The organism is Xanthomonas sp. D-109 (assembly GCF_017746095.1).
In the GTDB taxonomy this organism is placed as follows: Bacteria; Pseudomonadota; Gammaproteobacteria; order Xanthomonadales; family Xanthomonadaceae; genus Xanthomonas_A; species Xanthomonas_A sacchari.
Map to the genome: position 1 here is coordinate 37,123 of NZ_JAGHWV010000023.1, position 15,645 is coordinate 52,767.

The 15,645-nt window shown below is 67.5% G+C and carries 16 protein-coding genes; 5 read left to right on the top strand and 11 right to left on the bottom strand.

The annotated features are described in order from the left end of the window. Window positions 1-19: 19 nt before the first annotated feature. Together J7357_RS17890 and J7357_RS17895 are read right to left on the bottom strand one after the other, a co-directional pair. The gene (locus J7357_RS17890; RefSeq protein ID WP_209248548.1) at window positions 20-1,174 is read right to left on the bottom strand and encodes an epoxide hydrolase family protein; all 1,155 of its coding nucleotides are present in this window, start codon (window positions 1,172-1,174) and stop codon (window positions 20-22) included. A 1-nt stretch (window position 1,175) separates the two neighbouring features. Then, the gene (locus J7357_RS17895; protein WP_209248550.1) at window positions 1,176-2,177 is read right to left on the bottom strand and encodes an NmrA family NAD(P)-binding protein; all 1,002 of its coding nucleotides are present in this window, start codon (window positions 2,175-2,177) and stop codon (window positions 1,176-1,178) included. 90 nt (window positions 2,178-2,267) lie between these two features. Between J7357_RS17895 and J7357_RS17900 the strand changes: the two genes are divergently transcribed. Continuing rightward, window positions 2,268-2,909 (top strand): TetR/AcrR family transcriptional regulator, encoded by a 642-nt coding sequence (locus J7357_RS17900; protein ID WP_209248552.1) that lies wholly within the window; start codon window positions 2,268-2,270, stop codon window positions 2,907-2,909. A gap of 143 nt (window positions 2,910-3,052) precedes the next feature. Here the strand turns inward: J7357_RS17900 and J7357_RS17905 are convergent, their stop codons facing one another. Then, on the bottom strand, window positions 3,053-4,270 hold the full coding sequence (locus tag J7357_RS17905; RefSeq protein WP_209248554.1) for an FAD-dependent monooxygenase: 1,218 nt from the start codon (window positions 4,268-4,270) through the stop codon (window positions 3,053-3,055). Between the two features lie 134 nt (window positions 4,271-4,404). Between J7357_RS17905 and J7357_RS17910 the strand changes: the two genes are divergently transcribed. After that, window positions 4,405-5,364, top strand: coding sequence for a LysR family transcriptional regulator (locus J7357_RS17910; RefSeq protein ID WP_209248556.1), 960 nt, complete (start codon window positions 4,405-4,407; stop codon window positions 5,362-5,364). Window positions 5,365-5,445: 81 nt separating this feature from the next. Here the strand turns inward: J7357_RS17910 and J7357_RS17915 are convergent, their stop codons facing one another. The 6 genes from J7357_RS17915 to J7357_RS17940 are packed head-to-tail and all read right to left on the bottom strand — an operon-like array spanning window position 5,446 to window position 10,003. Continuing rightward, on the bottom strand, window positions 5,446-6,252 hold the full coding sequence (locus J7357_RS17915; RefSeq protein WP_244667638.1) for a hypothetical protein: 807 nt from the start codon (window positions 6,250-6,252) through the stop codon (window positions 5,446-5,448). Window positions 6,253-6,264: 12 nt separating this feature from the next. After that, entirely contained in the window at window positions 6,265-6,915 is a 651-nt protein-coding gene (locus tag J7357_RS17920; RefSeq protein WP_244667639.1) for a DUF3299 domain-containing protein, read from the bottom strand. Further along, entirely contained in the window at window positions 6,902-7,498 is a 597-nt protein-coding gene (locus tag J7357_RS17925) for a DUF3299 domain-containing protein (protein ID WP_209248558.1), read from the bottom strand. Before J7357_RS17925 ends, J7357_RS17920 begins: the two co-directional genes overlap by 14 nt. 2 nt (window positions 7,499-7,500) lie before the next feature. Then, the gene (locus tag J7357_RS17930; RefSeq protein ID WP_209248677.1) at window positions 7,501-8,754 is read right to left on the bottom strand and encodes an ABC transporter permease; all 1,254 of its coding nucleotides are present in this window, start codon (window positions 8,752-8,754) and stop codon (window positions 7,501-7,503) included. 2 nt (window positions 8,755-8,756) lie between these two features. Further along, on the bottom strand, window positions 8,757-9,470 hold the full coding sequence (locus J7357_RS17935; RefSeq protein WP_209248560.1) for an ATP-binding cassette domain-containing protein: 714 nt from the start codon (window positions 9,468-9,470) through the stop codon (window positions 8,757-8,759). Next, window positions 9,467-10,003, bottom strand: coding sequence for a DUF2796 domain-containing protein (locus J7357_RS17940; protein WP_244667641.1), 537 nt, complete (start codon window positions 10,001-10,003; stop codon window positions 9,467-9,469). The genes J7357_RS17935 and J7357_RS17940 overlap by 4 nt, the downstream gene beginning before the upstream one ends. A 162-nt stretch (window positions 10,004-10,165) precedes the next feature. On the opposite strand from J7357_RS17940, the gene J7357_RS17945 reads away from it, so the two are divergent. The 3 genes from J7357_RS17945 (at window position 10,166) to J7357_RS17955 (ending at window position 12,587) form a co-directional block, all read left to right on the top strand. Continuing rightward, window positions 10,166-10,396, top strand: coding sequence for a hypothetical protein (locus J7357_RS17945; RefSeq protein WP_209248562.1), 231 nt, complete (start codon window positions 10,166-10,168; stop codon window positions 10,394-10,396). 356 nt (window positions 10,397-10,752) lie between these two features. Beyond that, complete coding sequence (locus J7357_RS17950; RefSeq protein ID WP_343237429.1) at window positions 10,753-12,033, top strand: phospholipase D-like domain-containing protein; 1,281 nt, start codon at window positions 10,753-10,755, stop codon at window positions 12,031-12,033. A gap of 272 nt (window positions 12,034-12,305) precedes the next feature. Further along, window positions 12,306-12,587, top strand: a complete 282-nt coding sequence (locus tag J7357_RS17955) for a hypothetical protein (protein WP_209029302.1) — start codon at window positions 12,306-12,308, stop codon at window positions 12,585-12,587. Window positions 12,588-12,757: 170 nt separating this feature from the next. On the opposite strand, the gene J7357_RS17960 is transcribed toward J7357_RS17955, so the two are convergent. Together J7357_RS17960 and J7357_RS17965 are read right to left on the bottom strand one after the other, a co-directional pair. After that, window positions 12,758-14,479 carry an ABC transporter ATP-binding protein gene (locus J7357_RS17960; protein ID WP_209248564.1) on the bottom strand — a complete coding sequence of 574 codons (1,722 nt, stop codon included), beginning with the start codon at window positions 14,477-14,479 and terminating at the stop codon, window positions 12,758-12,760. Window positions 14,480-14,530: 51 nt separating this feature from the next. After that, complete coding sequence (locus J7357_RS17965; protein ID WP_209248566.1) at window positions 14,531-15,592, bottom strand: serine kinase; 1,062 nt, start codon at window positions 15,590-15,592, stop codon at window positions 14,531-14,533. Window positions 15,593-15,645: the final 53 nt, after the last annotated feature.

Here is a 15,645-nt window from a genome sequence, read left to right on the forward strand (position 1 = left end):
CCAGATCATTCGCCAACCATCACCGAAGCGACCGAAAGGTCTCTCGCACGTGCTCAGTGAATGCGGATGGATTTTCCATCGCAGCGAAATGCCCGCCTCTATCCGCTTCTCCAAAGAAACGTAGATCCTCAAAGCGTGCCTTTGCCCATCGCCGGGAAATGCGCACCTGTTCTCCTGGAAACACGCTGATGCCCGTCGGCGTCCGCATGGCGTGCGCAGGCATCGCCGTCCCAGCTTCATGCGCGGCTTCCCAATAGAAACGCGCGGAGCTCGGGCCTGCGTTGGGGAGCCAGTACATCATGATGTCGTCGATGAGCTGGTCCAAGTCGAACACTTTCTCAGGTTCGCCGTCGCTTTGGGAGACGTCCTGGAAGAGCGCATAGATCCACGCAGCCAAGCCCGCCGGAGAATCAGCCAGGCCGAAACTCACCGATTGCGGCCGGGTGCTCTGAAGCCGCATGTAGCCGGAAAATTCCGTGTGGTAGCGCTTGGCGTCGTCGAGCATCCTCTGCTCAGCAGGTGTGGCGTTGGCGATCTCCTCTGCGCTCGGGTCGAACATCACCATGTTCAGATGGATGCCGACCAAGCCTGGTGGCTGCATGAATCCAAGTGCTGTCGTGATCGCACTGCCCCAATCTCCACCCTGAGCCCCCCAACGCTCGCCGTGGCCCAGCCGGCACATCAACTGGATCCATGCCATCGCCGTTCGCTCTACTCCCCATCCGCGGGCGACGGGTTTCCCGGAGAAACCAAAGCCGGGCAACGACGGGATCACCAAATGAAAGGCGTCCGACGCCTTGCCGCCATTGGCTACCGGGTCACTCAGTGCGCCGATGACCTCACGAAACTCAAGAATGGATCCCGGCCATCCATGCGTCAACAGCAATGGAAGCGCGTCCGGTTCCGGGGAGCGCACATGAAGGAAATGGATATCCAGTCCGTCAATGGTGGTGCGACTGCTGTTCCAGTCATTCAGAAGCGTCTCTGTCACGCGCCAGTCGTAGCCAGTCTGCCACCGGTCGACCAGACGCCGCATGCGCTCGAGTTGTGGGCCCTGGCTCTGGTCGCTTACCGTTTCCGCACTGGGCCAGCGGGTTTGCCTGAGACGTTGCTGGAGGTCGTCCAGCTCTGACTGCGCGACGTGGATCTGCAATGGTGCAATGGCGTCCGTCATTTCAGGCTCCCGATGCATACGTTCTGGCCAGGGTCTGGCGAGCGGTCTGCCAAGATCGCGCGCCGTAGCGGTCGTTATCCAGTTGGGTCAACTTGCCACGCCCACTCATCATGTCGCGCAGATACTGCATGCCCTGCCACGGCGGGAATGGAGCATCGCTGGTTGGTGTCAGCGCCTTAACGATGCCGATGATCGCAGACAGCGTCTTGAGTCCGCCCGGCCTGAGTGTCCGATACCGTTCGCCGGTCAGCTGGGTGAGCAGCTGTGCGATGTCGCGTGGCGAAATGGTGTCGCCTGCAATCCGCAGCTCGCGCGGCGAATCGGGATCCAGCGCAGCGGCAGCGGTGTAGCTGGCGACATCATCCTTGGCAGTGAAATCGAGCTTCTGGCCTGCGTCGCCAAAATGCATCACGCGGCGGCCCGGAACAACGAGGCGTGCACTGCCTTCAAGGAGTTCCAGAAAGCCGCCACAGAGAACAGATGTGGCGGCAATTGGCGCGGCATCCAAGTGCTCTCTGAAGCGACGGCGCAGATCCAGGTTTCGATTGTCGCCTGGGTGCGTCTTTGTGTAGTCCAGCGAGAAATCAGACGGGATGAAGCGAGGGACGCCTGCGGAAACCGCAGCCTGCAATAGCTTTCCTTGTTGGCCCAGCACGACGCCTTCCAGCCCGTTGAGCGCGGAAACAACACAGATGGCGCCTTTGATCGCGTCGCGGAGCCTTTCGTCGTCATCCAGTTCGACACGCCGAATCTGGATGCCACCTCGTTCCAACACCGCAACGCGGTCCGGTCCTGCTCCATCCCGCACGAGTGCGACTACCGCGGCGCCCCGCTCTTTCAGGGCGAAGGCAATTCGGCACCCAAGATCGCCGGTGGCGCCGGCGACGACAACCTGCGAATTCAAACCGGTGTTCGACACATTGTTCTCGCTTGAATTTTTTGCGCCGAAAGCGGCGGATGGGGGACTGCGACAGAACAAGCGTCCTGTCACATCGGCTGCCATGCATCGTGCTGGCCAGAGAGCGCACGCAGCGAAAAACTGAACGTTATCGTTCAGTTGTTGAAAACGCAAGTGGCGTGTAACTTTTCGCCGATGAAGGCTACGAAGCAGAAATCCAAAGGCGGGAGGCCGCCGCTTGAAAAGGCGGGCGATGTCGATCGGCGCCTACTCGACGCGGCCTTGCGGCTCTTCCTGGAGCGCGGCTTCGAGGACACCTCGTGTGAAGACATTGCGCGATTGGCGGGTGCGGGAAAGGCGAGCCTCTATGCCCGCTATGCCAATAAGGACGCCATCTTCGAGGCGGTGATTCGTCGTGATGTCGAGACGCAGCCCGTGCCCGCCACTGCCAGCATCCCCATGGATCTGGAGGGGCGGCTACGGCTCGCAGGTCAAGGAATACTCGCGCATGCCTTGCAGCCCGAGACAGTGGCCATGATGCGCTTGGTCGTCGGCACCTCCATCCGAGCGCCGGCGCTTGCCGCTGAGGTCAACCGGATCGGCTGGGAGGGCGGGCTGCAGCGCGTCCGCATGGCGATTCTCGATGGTCCCGATCAACCTGCCGACCCCTCGTCGTTGGCGAGCTACTTCGTCGACCTGGTGTTCGCTCCGCATCAACTTCGGGCGCTGCTGGGAGAACACCCCAGCAACCTGGTCGACACTGCATCAGACCGCGTCGAGTGGGCGCTTGGGCTCCTCAGAGCTGCGGGGCAGCTGAAGACTGGGCGCCCTCGTTGACATGCATTCGGGCTTAGCCCGCACTTTCTCTCCCACTAAAAGCGGGCGAACACGTGGGACACCGAGCCTGCGAGAGGCGACAGACTGCTGATAGCGGGCTCGGGCGGCCAGAATGCCATGCGACGCTCGATGAAGATCGTCTGTCATAGGCGATACAGACTGCCAGCGCCGCTCGCCGGCGTCCCGTCAATGCAGTCGGCCATCGGCAACCCCTGCGACCATCCCGCCGCCATGGCCTGCGCATCACGCAATGGATCGGACGCCCTGGCGCGCTCATTGCGGAGACGGCAGGTTTCGGGGTCTTGAGCGAACAGGCCGCGCGCGAACAGTCTGCCCTGCTCTGCCAGCTTGGTGGTCTTGGGTCCACGGATTGCGGCAAAGCGCGGCAATGCTTGATCCAGCGCGCCGTCTGCCGCTTCGAGGCACCGCGCCAGATGCCAGGCGTCTTCCAACGCCTGACATGCGCCCTGGCCCGAGGTCGGCAGTGGCGCGTGCGCCGCATCGCCGACGAGCAGCACGTTCGCTCGGCTCCATGTGTGCAGCGGATCCACGTCGTGCACAGCAATCAGTTGGATGGCCTGCGCCGGCGTGGCTTCGATGAGGCGGGCGACCGGCTCCGGCCATCTTGCAAACAGATCCATCAGTTCCTTGCGCATCTCCGCCGCTGGCGTCGCCTCGGGCAATGGCCGCGCCTGCGCGGCGGCCCAGTACACCAGATCCGTCCGGATCGGGACGCAGCCGAAACGGTCGCCAGCCCCCCAGTAGTCATGAATCGCCATGTCGCTCAGCAACGGGCCACTTCCCTGGGCAACGCCGATCCAGTTCACGAACCCTTGGTAGATGGGCGTGTTGTCGCCTGCAACGAACTTGCGCGCCACCGAGCCCATGCGGCCATCCGCGCCAATGAGCAGATCCGGACAGATGCTCTTCCCGTTCTCGAACCGCGCCACGGCCTTGCCGCCGGCATCCAGGTCGATCGCGATGGCTCGATGCCCGAACTCCACCTGGATACCAGCGCGTTCCACGTGGTCGAGCAGTACCGCCTGCAGGTCGCGGCGCAGGATCGTGTGGGTCGGGTAGCCCATGAGTTGGTCCAGCAGTGTGATGTCCAGGCCTCCCAGCGCGTTACCCGATGCGTCTTTGCGGTGTACCGACACTGGCCGACCGCCCACCGCCCCGACATCCTCCAACAATCCGAGTTCTTGCAGCACAAAGCCCGCGTTGGGCCAAAGCGTCACGCCAGCGCCCATGGTGGCCGGCCCGTTCCGGCGTTCATAGCCGCGGACGGTGTGCCCCTGCTTGTGCAACGCGAGGGCCGCGCTCAAGCCTGCGATGCCGCCCCCCAGTATTCCGATTTCCATGCCGATGCATCCCGATTCAATTGGTCCAGGCGTGCCCCTGAAGGGCAGCCGTTGGACGGGAGTGCATCTTGGACCTCGCCAATTCCGCCAACTAGCATGCGAAAATGGTGGGGTTTCATACCCCAGTTGGGATAATGGTGCGCAGCGACCTCGACCTCAATGCAGTCCGCGTCTATGTGGCCGTCGTCGACGCGCAGAGCTTTTCCGGGGCTGGGCGCCTGCTGGCGTTGCCGTCGTCCAACGTCAGCCGTCACGTCGCGGCGCTGGAGCGCAGGCTGGGCGTGCGCTTGCTGGAACGCAGCACGCGCCATCTGCGCATGACGGAAGCCGGAAAGCTGGTGTATGCGCGCGCCAAGCCGGTCCTCGACGCCTTGCTGGCCACGGAGGAGGAGCTTGGCGTAGTCCAGCGCGAATTGAAGGGGCCCCTCAGGATGTGCATGCCCAACGAAGCGCCCAGGCTGCTCGCGCCGATCCTCGCGGAATTCTGCAGTCTCCATCCGGGCATCGAGTTGGAATGCGACACGCGCCTGACCGGCCTGGAGGTGTTGCGCGAGGACATGGATCTCTCCATCGTCTTCCACCGGGGGCGTCAGGACGACAGCGCGTTCATCACCCGCGAACTGGCGACCTTGCCCAGCATCGTGGTCGCGTCCCCCGTGCTCCTGGCCCAAACCGGAATGCCGCGCCATGTGCGCGAACTCAAGTCCCTGCCGTGCATCACCACCGTGAGCGCACTGAAGGGGCAGCCCTGGCAGTTTCTCGATCCTGCGGGCGAGATCGTGAAGGTGCCCGTGCGCAGCCGCTATCGCGTCAACAGCGGGGAACTCGCGGTGGCCGGCGCGCGCCAGGGTCTCGGCTTTGCGATCGTTGCGGCCTACCCGTGCCAGGAAGATCTTGCCGCAGGCAGGTTGCAGGAAGTGCCGCTGGATCTACGCCCTGCCCCGCTGCAATTGCTTGGTGCCTACAGTCACCGTCACTCGGTCACTGCGCGGGTCCGGGCGTTGCTGGAGTTCATCCAGGTGCGGTTGCAGGGGTTTGATGGGCCATCCCAGGTGACCGCCAAATCAACAACGCGGCGTGGGAAGCGTGCCTGATCAGTTGCTGCGCGAACTGCTGTCCTGCCCTGCTCCTGCTGTTTGCAGCCGTTGACATTCGCAGTACAGAAGCAACCACGCTCAGCGACAGGATTCCGGCAACTTCTCCAGCAACCCCGCCACCACCGGCGTCAGCCGGTTCGCGACTTCCGGCGGAATCGCCTCACCTGCCCCCTGTCCGGCTTCGCTGCGGGCCTGCTCGCAGGCCTTGACGATCCGCGGGCGCATGCCGGACCAGAGCGCCTTGCACTGCCAGCCATCCCGGCCCAGCGGCAGCACCGCGTAGGCGATCGACTGGCATTCCTGCGCCGCGCGGGCGCCCAACGGTTGGCCGGCGTACTCGTGCGGCACGATGTCCAGCGTCGGTTGGTAGTAGCTGTCGGGGAACGTTGCCGCATACCGTTCCGGGTCCACTTGCAGCGGCAGGCCGGTCGCCGTCAGGTCGAGCGCGCGGCCGCACGGTGCGGCGGCGGCGATGCGCTGGATCGCCTGGTAGATCGGCTGGTCCAGGTCGGGTTCGCGTGCCGTCACCTCGGACGTTGCGACCAGCAACGGCAGGCGGGCGCGGTTGGCCATCTTCGCCAGTTCACCAGAATGAGCCGGTGCGCAGCGTTCGCGGACGCTGGCCGCGATCAGGAATGTGGCGTCGCGCGCGAATGCGGGATCGCTGTGCAGCAGTGTGGTGATGCGCTTGTCGGCTGCATCTTCGGACAATGGCGCGACATGAAATGCGGGCACAGTTGGCGGGTGGATCGCCGTGGTCGCAGCAGCACGCGGTGTCGGCGCCACGTGCCCGAGTGCGCGCAATGCCAACAGCACGCCACCGGCAACGACGACGCCACAGGTAGCGATCGTGATCGCCAAAAGCATCGGCGACTTCAGGCGCATCGCCCCGCGCCCTCAGCCCTGCACCGGCGTGATCGTGGCGTCTTCCGCCTCGTAGGTGGCATTGGCGATATCGGCCTTGAAGTCGGCCAGATGCAGCCGCCCCTGCAGATGGAACGGGTCCCACAGCTCCGGTACGTCGATCGGGGTGCGCAGCACCACGTGCAGGATCTGGTTCGGTGGCGGTGGCGGCACGTGGATGCAGGCGCCATAGAACGGCACGAACAGCAGTTCGCTGACCTTGCCCTGGTCGTCGCTTTCCAGCGGCACCACGTAGCCGTCCAGGGCGAAACGTTTGCCTTCCAGGCCCTTCACCACTTGCGACGAACCGAACTGGGCGGCGCGCTGGGTGCCAGAGTGGTCGATCGGCATGCCGTTGACCACGGACGGGCCATCGTCGACCGGCGCCGCCTGGTCCATCACCGCGGCGTCGCCGCGCCAGGCCGTGCCGATCCGCGGCGGCGGGCGCTGGTAGATGTCGTTGGCCGGCGCCAGTTGTTCCCAGCGTTCCACTGTGCCCGGGACGGCGTCGGCTGCTGCGGTCGCGTGCGTCGCTGCCGGTGATGGTGTCGGCGTGGCGTCCGGCTGCTTCCCGCCATCACCGTGGCAGCCCGCCAGCAGGCACAGCACCGCGGCCAGCAGGAAATGGCGATCAGCTTTTTTCATAAGGATGCAGGTGCGCCTGCTCCATTGTGTAGGCGGTGCCGGCGAGTTCGCCGTGCAGGGTTTCCGCGCGCAGTTGGCCGCTCAGGTAGAACGGGCTGTACATGTCGGGCGGGTCGATCGGAGTGTCCAGGCGCACATGCACGATCTGGTTCGGCGGCGGCGGTGGCACGTGGATGCAGGCACCGTAGTACGGCACGAACAGGAACTCGCGCACGCGGCCGGCATCGTCGCTGTCCAGCGGCACCACGTAGCCCGGCAGGCGTACCTTGCGCGCCAGCACGGCAGCCACGGTGTTGTAGGTACCGGTCTGCGGCATCGCACGCTTGCCGGTGTGGTCGACCGCTGGTTCTTCGCTGTTTTCCAGCGCCTTCAGTTCGGCCGGCGGCAGCATCGCGCTCCAGTCCAGCTCGCGATAGCCATCGGCATCGGGCTCGCCCAGTGGCGGGTTGATCGCCGCGTCGTTGGCCGGTGCCGGCTGCGCCGCCGCTGTTTTCTGCGCTTTTCTCGGAGCGGCGGGTTGCTGCTGCCGGCCGCAGCCGCACAGCATCGCGAGCGCCAGCAAGGAAAGGATCCAGCGCGTCATGTTCACAAGTCCGGCGAGAGGCCATCGGCCAGGGTGCGGCGATAGGCCAGCAGGGCCGGCACGATGCCGGCGAGCACGCCGGCCAGCAGCACGCAGCCGAGCCAGCCCCATTCCGCCGCGCTGGGTGCGATGCGGTTGATCGCCAGGCCGAAATGATCGAGCACCCAGCCGCGCGCCAGCCAGCTGGCCGCGGTCAGCGCCAGCAGCGCCAGTGCGCACGACACCACGGTGACCAGGCCGGCCTCGAACAGCAGCAACCAGGCGATGTCGCGCGGCCGTGCGCCGACCGCGCGCAGGATCGCCATCTCGCGCCGGCGCTCCTGCAGCGTCGCCACCAGCAGCGCGACCATCGACACCAGGCCGAGCAGCACCACCAGCGAGGCGATCATCCGCAAGGCGCCTTCGGCCGTGCCCAGCGTGCCCCATAGCTGTTGCAGGGTGACGCCGGGCATGATCGCCAGCATCGCTTCCTCCGGGTACTCGTTGATGCGCCGCTGCACCGAGAAGGTGGCGATGCGGGTCTTCAGGCCGAGCATGAAGGCGGTGATGGTGTCCGGGGTCAGGTCCATCGCCCGCGCCTGCGCGGCGCTGACGTGCTGGCCCGGCAGCCGCACGCCGGAATGCCAGTCGATATGGATCGCCTCGATCGCCTGCAGCGACACCAGCACGCTGGAATCCACCGGCGTGCCGGTGCGGCGCAGGATCCCGACGATCCGGAACGGTTTGTCGGCATGGTTGGCCAGGCTGATCCGACCGGTGCCGTGAGTCAGCACGATCTCGTCGCCGAGGTGGCGGCCGAGCGCGGCGGCGACGTCGGCGCCGATCACCGCATCGTAGAGGTCGTCGAACGCCCTGCCCTGCGCAAACGCGAGGGGATGCTTGGCGCCGTAGTGGTAGTGCGCGAAGAAGCCGGTGCTGGTGCCAACCACGCGGTAGCCGCGATAGGAATCGCCCAGCGACAGCGGCACCGCCCACTTCACCTCGGGCATCGCGCTCAGGTCCTGGTAGCTCTTCCACGAGACGTTGTTGGTAGCGTCGCCGATGTGGAACACCGAGTACAGCAACAGGTTCACCGGGCCCGAGCGCGCGCCGACGATCAGGTCGGTGCCCGAGACGGTACTGGCGAAGCCTTCGTGCGCCTGGGTGCGGATGCGCTCCACGCCCAGCAGCAGCGTCACGCTCAGGGTGATCACCAAGACCGTCAATGCCACGCCCAGGCGCCGGCTGCGCAGGCTGGCCAGGGCCAGCGTCAACAGCGTCATCGCGCACCTCCGGCGCTGGCGCGGTTGAGCGTGGCCAGGTCGGCCCGGGCGTCGAACAGCGGCGCGATCGACGGATCGTGGCTGACCACGATCGAACTGGTGCCGCCCTGCCGGCACTCGGCGAACAGCAATTGCAGGAAGGCCTGCGCCGCGACCGGGTCGAGCGCGGAGGTGGGTTCGTCGGCGAGCAGCAGCGGCGGCCGCGCGATCAACGCACGCGCCGCAGCCACGCGTTGCTGCTGGCCGACGCTGAGGCGCGCGGCCGGTCGCGACCACAGCGCTGCCACGTCCAGGCCCAGCGCGACCATCAGCCGCTCGATTTCGGTGTCCAGCGCCTGCGTGCCCGGCGCCAGTCGGCCGCGGCGCGCGGAGAACTGCAGGCCCAGCGCGATATTGTCGCGGGTGCTCAGGAACGGCAGCAGGTTGAATTGCTGGAACACCACGCCGCAGTGGTCGGCACGGAACCGGTCGCGCGCGGCCTTGCGCAAGGCCGCAAGATCCTGCCCGGCCACGCGCACGCGGCCCGTCGTGGGCTGCAGCACGCCGGCGATCAACGCCAGCAAGGTGCTCTTGCCCGATCCGCTTGCGCCTCGCAGCAACAGCTGCTGCCCGCGCGGGACCGCGAACGCCGCGATGTCCAGTACCGGCGCAGTGGCGCCGGGATAGCCGAAGCGCACCTCGGTCAGTTCGACCACATGCGGCTGGCTCATTGCGGCAGCGTCACCCGGGCCTGCCCGGCGACCACCTCGGCGCGGCCCTGGCCGGCGGCGGTGGCGACGTCCACGACCGCTGTGTGCAGCCCCGGGAAACGCTGCGGCAGCAACACCAGAAGGTGATCGAGCCGCGCCGGCCGCGCGCAGTCGAAGGCGTAGTGGGCGTGGAATTCGGCATGGCTGTGGCCGGGCTCGTCCGGATCGGCCATCGCCACGTCGTAGCCCTCGGTGGTGACCTGCGCACTGCGCAGCGAACAGGCCGCCGCGACCGGGAACTGCAACCAGCCGGCAGCGCGCAAGGTGGCGACCGCAGCTTGCAGCCGCTGACGCTCGCCGGCGTCGCGTGCCGGATGTTCGAAGTCGAGGATGCCGATGCCGGGCGCGCTGAGTTGCACGTCCACGGCGGTGCCATCGACGGCGACCTCCAGGTTGGCCTGGCCGTGCACGTGCGGGCCGTGGTGGCGAACCGCTGCGGCGGCCGGCGAACTGGCGAAGAGACACAACAGGATCAGGGGAATGCCAGGGCGCATATGCAGTGCATCGGTTGAGTTACACTATAACATTAGTGAACTATTGATCGTGGGTGCAAGCCTGCCGTTGCCGTCAGTCAGCCGCGGTTCGCATCCGGCCATCGCCGCCTCGCTTCGCAGGCCGGGCCTGCGATGCACGGCGCCGAACTTCAAGGAACCTCCATGTCGTCTTCCATCGTTCCCGTCAGCTACACCGCCTGGCGCCACTGCATCGAGGTCGACTGCGGCCTGCGCCTGGCGCCTGCCTATATCGCGCAACGCATTGCCGCGCTGAACGACCCCAGCGACCATCACACCCAGCAGTTCGTGCGCTGCTGGGGCGAGCCGCATCGCCAGCAGGTGCTGCAGTGGTTCGCGCAGGCACAGGCCGCATTCGCCGACGGTCGCGCATGAACCCTCTCGCGTAGCGCGACGCGGTCGCGGGTGCCGCTGGATGGCGATGCATTCCTTCTGCGAACGCCGCACGGCCGGACGTGCTGAACGCTGCGTGGCGCGGCATGACGATGCCCTGATCCCAATGAGGGCAGTGACTCTTCAAGCGATGGAGGTCGGCCGCCGCCAGCGTGCGCATCGGCGGCGCGCGCTACTCTGATGCGCTGACGCCCCTGGACGGGAACGCCAACTTCGCCGGATCCATCTCACTGACACGTGCGCTGCAAAGCAGGCTGCCAAGCTACGACGGCTGCCGGTAGCATGCATGTGCATCGCCGCCGGCACCCACTTCCCACGCTCCCGCAAGGACACCCAACGTGCCTCTCGCTTCCATCGCCAGCGCGCATCCCGCGCGCCGCTTCCTGTCCGCCGCCATGGCCTGCCTGCTGCTGTCGGCAGCCACCGGCGCCGAGGCCCGGCCGCAGCCCTCGCAGTTCCAGATCGTCGAAAGCGTGCCCGAGGCCAGTGTCTACGGCGAACCCGACGTGCCGCGCACCCAGCAGACCTGGCTGGCGATGATCAACGGCGCCAGGCAGCGCATCGACATCGCCGCGTTCTACATCTCCGAGAAGCCCGGCACAGGACTGACCCCAGTGCTGGACGCGCTGGCCGCGCGCGCCCGTGCCGGCGTGGCGGTGCACCTGCTGGTCGACCACACCTTCCTGGCCAAGAACCCGGACAGCGTCGCCTGGCTGTGCAAGGTGCCGGGCATCACCGTGCGGGTGCTGCCGGTCGACACGCTGACCGGCGGCGTGCTGCACGCCAAGTACATGATCGTCGACGACGCCAGCGTGTTCGTCGGCAGCCAGAACTGGGACTGGCGGGCGCTGGAGCAGATCCACGAGATCGGCGCGCGCATCGACGATGCGCGCTTCGCCAAGACCTTCGCCGCCAGTTTCGACTACAGCTGGCGCCTGGCCGACGAAGGCGATCTGGCCAAGGCGAAGGCGCGCGGCGTGCAGCCGCCGGACTTCGCGCCGGTCACCGCTACCGATCCGGTGCTGCTGGATGCCCGCAGCGACGCGCCGTTGGTCGCCTTCCCCGCGTTCAGCCCCCCGGCGCTGCAGCCGGTCTGGGTCAGCGCCGAGGAGCCGGCGCTGGTCGAGATGATCCGCGCCAGCCAGCATGCGCTGCGCATCCAGGTGATGACGCTCTCGGCGATCCGCAGCTTCGGGCCCAAGGGCTGGTGGGCGCCGGTCGACGGCGCCATCCGCGACGCCGCCGCACGTGGCGTGCAGGTGCACATCATCGTCGCCGACTGGGCGCTGCGCGAACCGATGCAGGCGTACCTGAAGAGCCTGGCTGCGCTGCCCAACATCACGGTGAAGTTCAGCCGCCTGCCGCCGGCGCCGCAGGGCTTCATTCCGTATGCGCGGGTCGAGCATGCCAAGTACGCGGTGGCCGACGACCGCAGCAGCGTCATCGGCACCGGCAACTGGGAATGGAGCTACTTCAACACCGCGGTGGATGCTTCGGTGTTCGTCAAGGGCAAGGGACCGGCCGAGACGTTGACGCGCATCTTCGACCGCGACTGGAACGGCCCCTACGTGACCACGCTGCAGCCTGGGCAGAACTACGAGGCGCCGCGTACGGAGTAGTCGCTGAGTCGTCCTGCGGCGTGTGCATCCATGGGCGGGCCGGCGCGTGTCGCAGCATGCGCTCGGCCCGCAGACACAGCGCCACGTCCATGCGCTGCGTTGACCTGTCGCATGCTGCAGCAACGCCGTTGCGCCGCCATCCCCACGAAGTCTTAACCAGCGCTCCCTATCCTAGCCCCGCGCTGGAAGGCGCCCGCTGCGCCAGGCATTGCCGCGTGCGCGGCGACGCATGCCTCCAATTGCGTACGGACACCCACACACAAGGAGACGCCATGAAGAAGCTGCACGCACTCGTGTTCGCAGGAAGCCTGCTGGGCCTCGCCTCGCCGGCCTTCGCCGAGGTCGCCAATCTCACCAACAGCGCCGACGGTGCCAACCGCGACGCCGGCATCGCCGCGGTCAAGAAGAAGTTGCAGGACGCCTGCACCGAACGCAAGGGCAAGCCGGACCCCAATTCGTTCGAGGTGGTGTTCGAGAAGACCAGCCAGAATCCGGACGTGCCCAAGCCGTACTACGTGGATGGAAAGATGAAGTGCGATCTTCCGCAGGGTTGAGCGCAGCTCGCAGGTCCTTTGCTTGAAAACAAAACCCCGCTTGCGGGGTTTTGTTTTTTTGCGCGGGCGGAAAACCCGCGGTTGTCTGTTGCGAAGAGATGAAGCGTTGTAGCGGGCTGAAAGAAGGATGGCGCTGTGGACGAAAGCGATCTCGGCGGAGTGCGGTTGGCTCAGGAAGCCCGGTCCGCCAGCAGCAACGGAGCGAACGTGGCGCGTTGCACCATCACGCACTGGTCGGCGATGGCAGACAGGCCAAGCCGATGCGAAACCGCCACCAGCACCGTCTGCGGCAGGCGGCGCCGGAGCATGCTCAGCACCTGCTGTTCGGCGACGGCGTCGAGTGCGCTGGTGGCTTCATCGAGCAAGGCCACGCGCGGTCGGCGCAGCAGCACCTGGGCGAGTAGCAACCGCTGCAGTTCGCCGCCGGACAGGCGCGCGCCGGCGCCATGCACGGCGGTGTCCAGGCCGGTGCCGCCCTGCAGGCGCGCGGCCAGGCCGACGTCGCGCAGGGCCTCCCACATCGCCGCCTCGTTTGCGGTCGGTGCGGCCCAGGCCAGGCACTGCCGCACGGTGTGCTGCCAGGGCCGCACGCCCTGGGCGACGTAGGCCAGGGGTTGCAGTTCGGCCCGATAGCTGGCGAAGTCGAGCGCGCGGCCATCGCAGTGGGCCGCGAACTGCGGGGGCGCGACCATGCCGGCCAATACGTCCATCAGGCTGCTCTTGCCGACCCCGGACGCGCCGCTGATCAGGGTCAGCGTGCCTGGTGCCAGCACCAGGTCGGTCAAAGCCACCGCGGCCAGCGGCGGCGCCAGACCGATACGTTCGATCTGGATCGGCGACGGCGATGTCGCCACGGTCCCTGCAGGGGGCGTGGCCGCTCCCGTACGCTGCAACGCCGGGGATGGCGTGCCGAGCGCGACGTAGCGGTGCCACAGTTCCAACGCCGGGGCGGCCGAGCGCAGTTGCTGCACGCTCTGCCGGGTCGAGACCAGGTACGGCAGCAGCCGCCCCAGCAGCAGGCCGACGGTAATCAATGCGCCGCGATCGATGCCATGCCACACCCCGGCCAGCAGCATGATCGCGGCGATGGCGGCCACCGCCGCCAGTTCCAGCACCAAGCGACCGGAGGCCACCAGCGCCTGCTGCCGCGCATAGCCATGCGCCAGCCGGCCGGCGATCGCCTCGTAGGCTTCCTGCTCGCGCGCCTCGCGTGCGAACGAGCGCACGTGGCGCAGGCGCCGCGGGAAGTCCTCGCTGAGCCAGAACAGCCGGGTCATGTCGGCGACGTACTCGCGGCTGACCCGGGCCTGTTCGTGGCCGGCGATGCGGAAGGCGAGCAGGCCCAGCGCCAGCAGCGGCGGCAGTGCCAGCACCAACATCGGCGAGACGAGGAACGCGGCGGCCAGGCTCACCGCCGCGGTGATCGCCGCCACCAGCAACTGCAGCAGCGCGCTGAAGCCCTGCACCACGATCTCGACGTTGTAGGTGAGCAGGTTGGCGATTTCCGCCGAACTGGCATCGGCCAGCGCCGGCAATGGCGCCTGCAGCAGCCGCGCATGCACCTGCCGGCGCAGGTCCAGCGCGTGGCGGCTGGCCAGGTCCGCGGCCAGGCGCGTGCCCCACCAACGCAGCAGGGCGAAGCCGCTGCTGGCGGCGACGAACAGCAAGGTCTGCGCGAAGAAGCGCTCCGGCAGCGGCAGGGCGTGGCCGGCCAGGGTCAGCACATGGCCGGGTTGCACCAGCGGCACCAGCGCGACCGCGGCAAGCGCGCCGGCGAGCGCGCCGAGCAGCGACAGCAGCACGTACCAGGCGATGCGCAGGCGCTCGGCACGGCCGAGCACGGCGATGAAGGCGCGCAGCAAGTGCGAGGCCGGATCCGGGCGCGCGCTCATCGGCACGCGCCAGCGGTGCGCATCGCCGCCTTCGTCGTGCGGCGCGGATCGTCAGGCCAGCAGCGTCTGCAGCGCATCGACCGAGGCCTCCGGATGAGCGCCGCGCTGCAGCTCGTACACGCCCAGCCGCTGCAATTGGCGGGCGAATAGCGGCCAGTGCGGCTGGCCCGCGGCGTAGGGTTGGTCCGCAGCCAGGCGTGCCGCCATATCGGCGTCGGGCACCGGCTGCAGCAGCCGCTGCGGATCGGCCGCGATGGTGGCCGAAACGAAGACGGCCGCGACCAGCCGCAACGGCGCCGGTGCCAGGCGTCCCTCGCCGTGGCGGATGTCCACCTCGTGCTTGAGCGCTCCGCTGCGGCGGCGAATCATCGGCGCCGCGGCGATCCAGGCGCGGGTCTGCGGGTCGAGCAGGCGCAGCAGTTCCGGCCGCAGGTGCAGGAAATTGCCGATGCCGGTGGCGAGCAGGGATTGCGGGGCAACGAACAGGGCGTCCTCGGCGAGGAACTCCAGTCCGCGCAGCAGGCTGTGCAGGGCCAGGGTGGATTTGCCGGCGCCGCTGCCGCCGAGCAGCAGCACGCCGCGGCCGTCGCGGCCGACGCAGGCGCCGTGCAGCGGCACCAGTTGCATGCCGCGCGCGGCGAGCACGAATACGGCGAATTCGATCAGTTCGTAACGCACGTGGTAGGCGTGGGCGAGCATGTCCTCGGACACCACCAGCAGCGCCCTGCCCTGCTCGGGCACCAGCACCACGTAGTTGCGCGCATCGATCACCCCGCTCAGGACGCCGGCGCCGGAATGGGTCTGCACCGGTGGCGGCTCCACCGCCAGCGCGTAGGGGGCCTCGCCGCGGTCCACCAGGGTCAGTTCGATACGGAACGACGCGCTCTCCGGCAGGCGGTGCGCCGGCACCGCGCCGAAGGCGGCCTCCACCAGCGCCAGCAGGGCCGTGCTGTTGCTCTCGAAGTGGAAGCGGCCGCCGAGCAGTTGCTTGCTGAGCGTGTGCGGGCGGCGCAGCTGGGTGTGGAACGGATCGCACGCGCCGTCAACGGCGACGACAGGTGCGGCGTGTTCGCCTGGTTCCACGTCCAGAACACGCGCGGTCGATCGCTGCATCGGAAAAAGATCGCTTGAATGGATGCAGCGTGGGTGCGCCTGCCGTGGCCAAA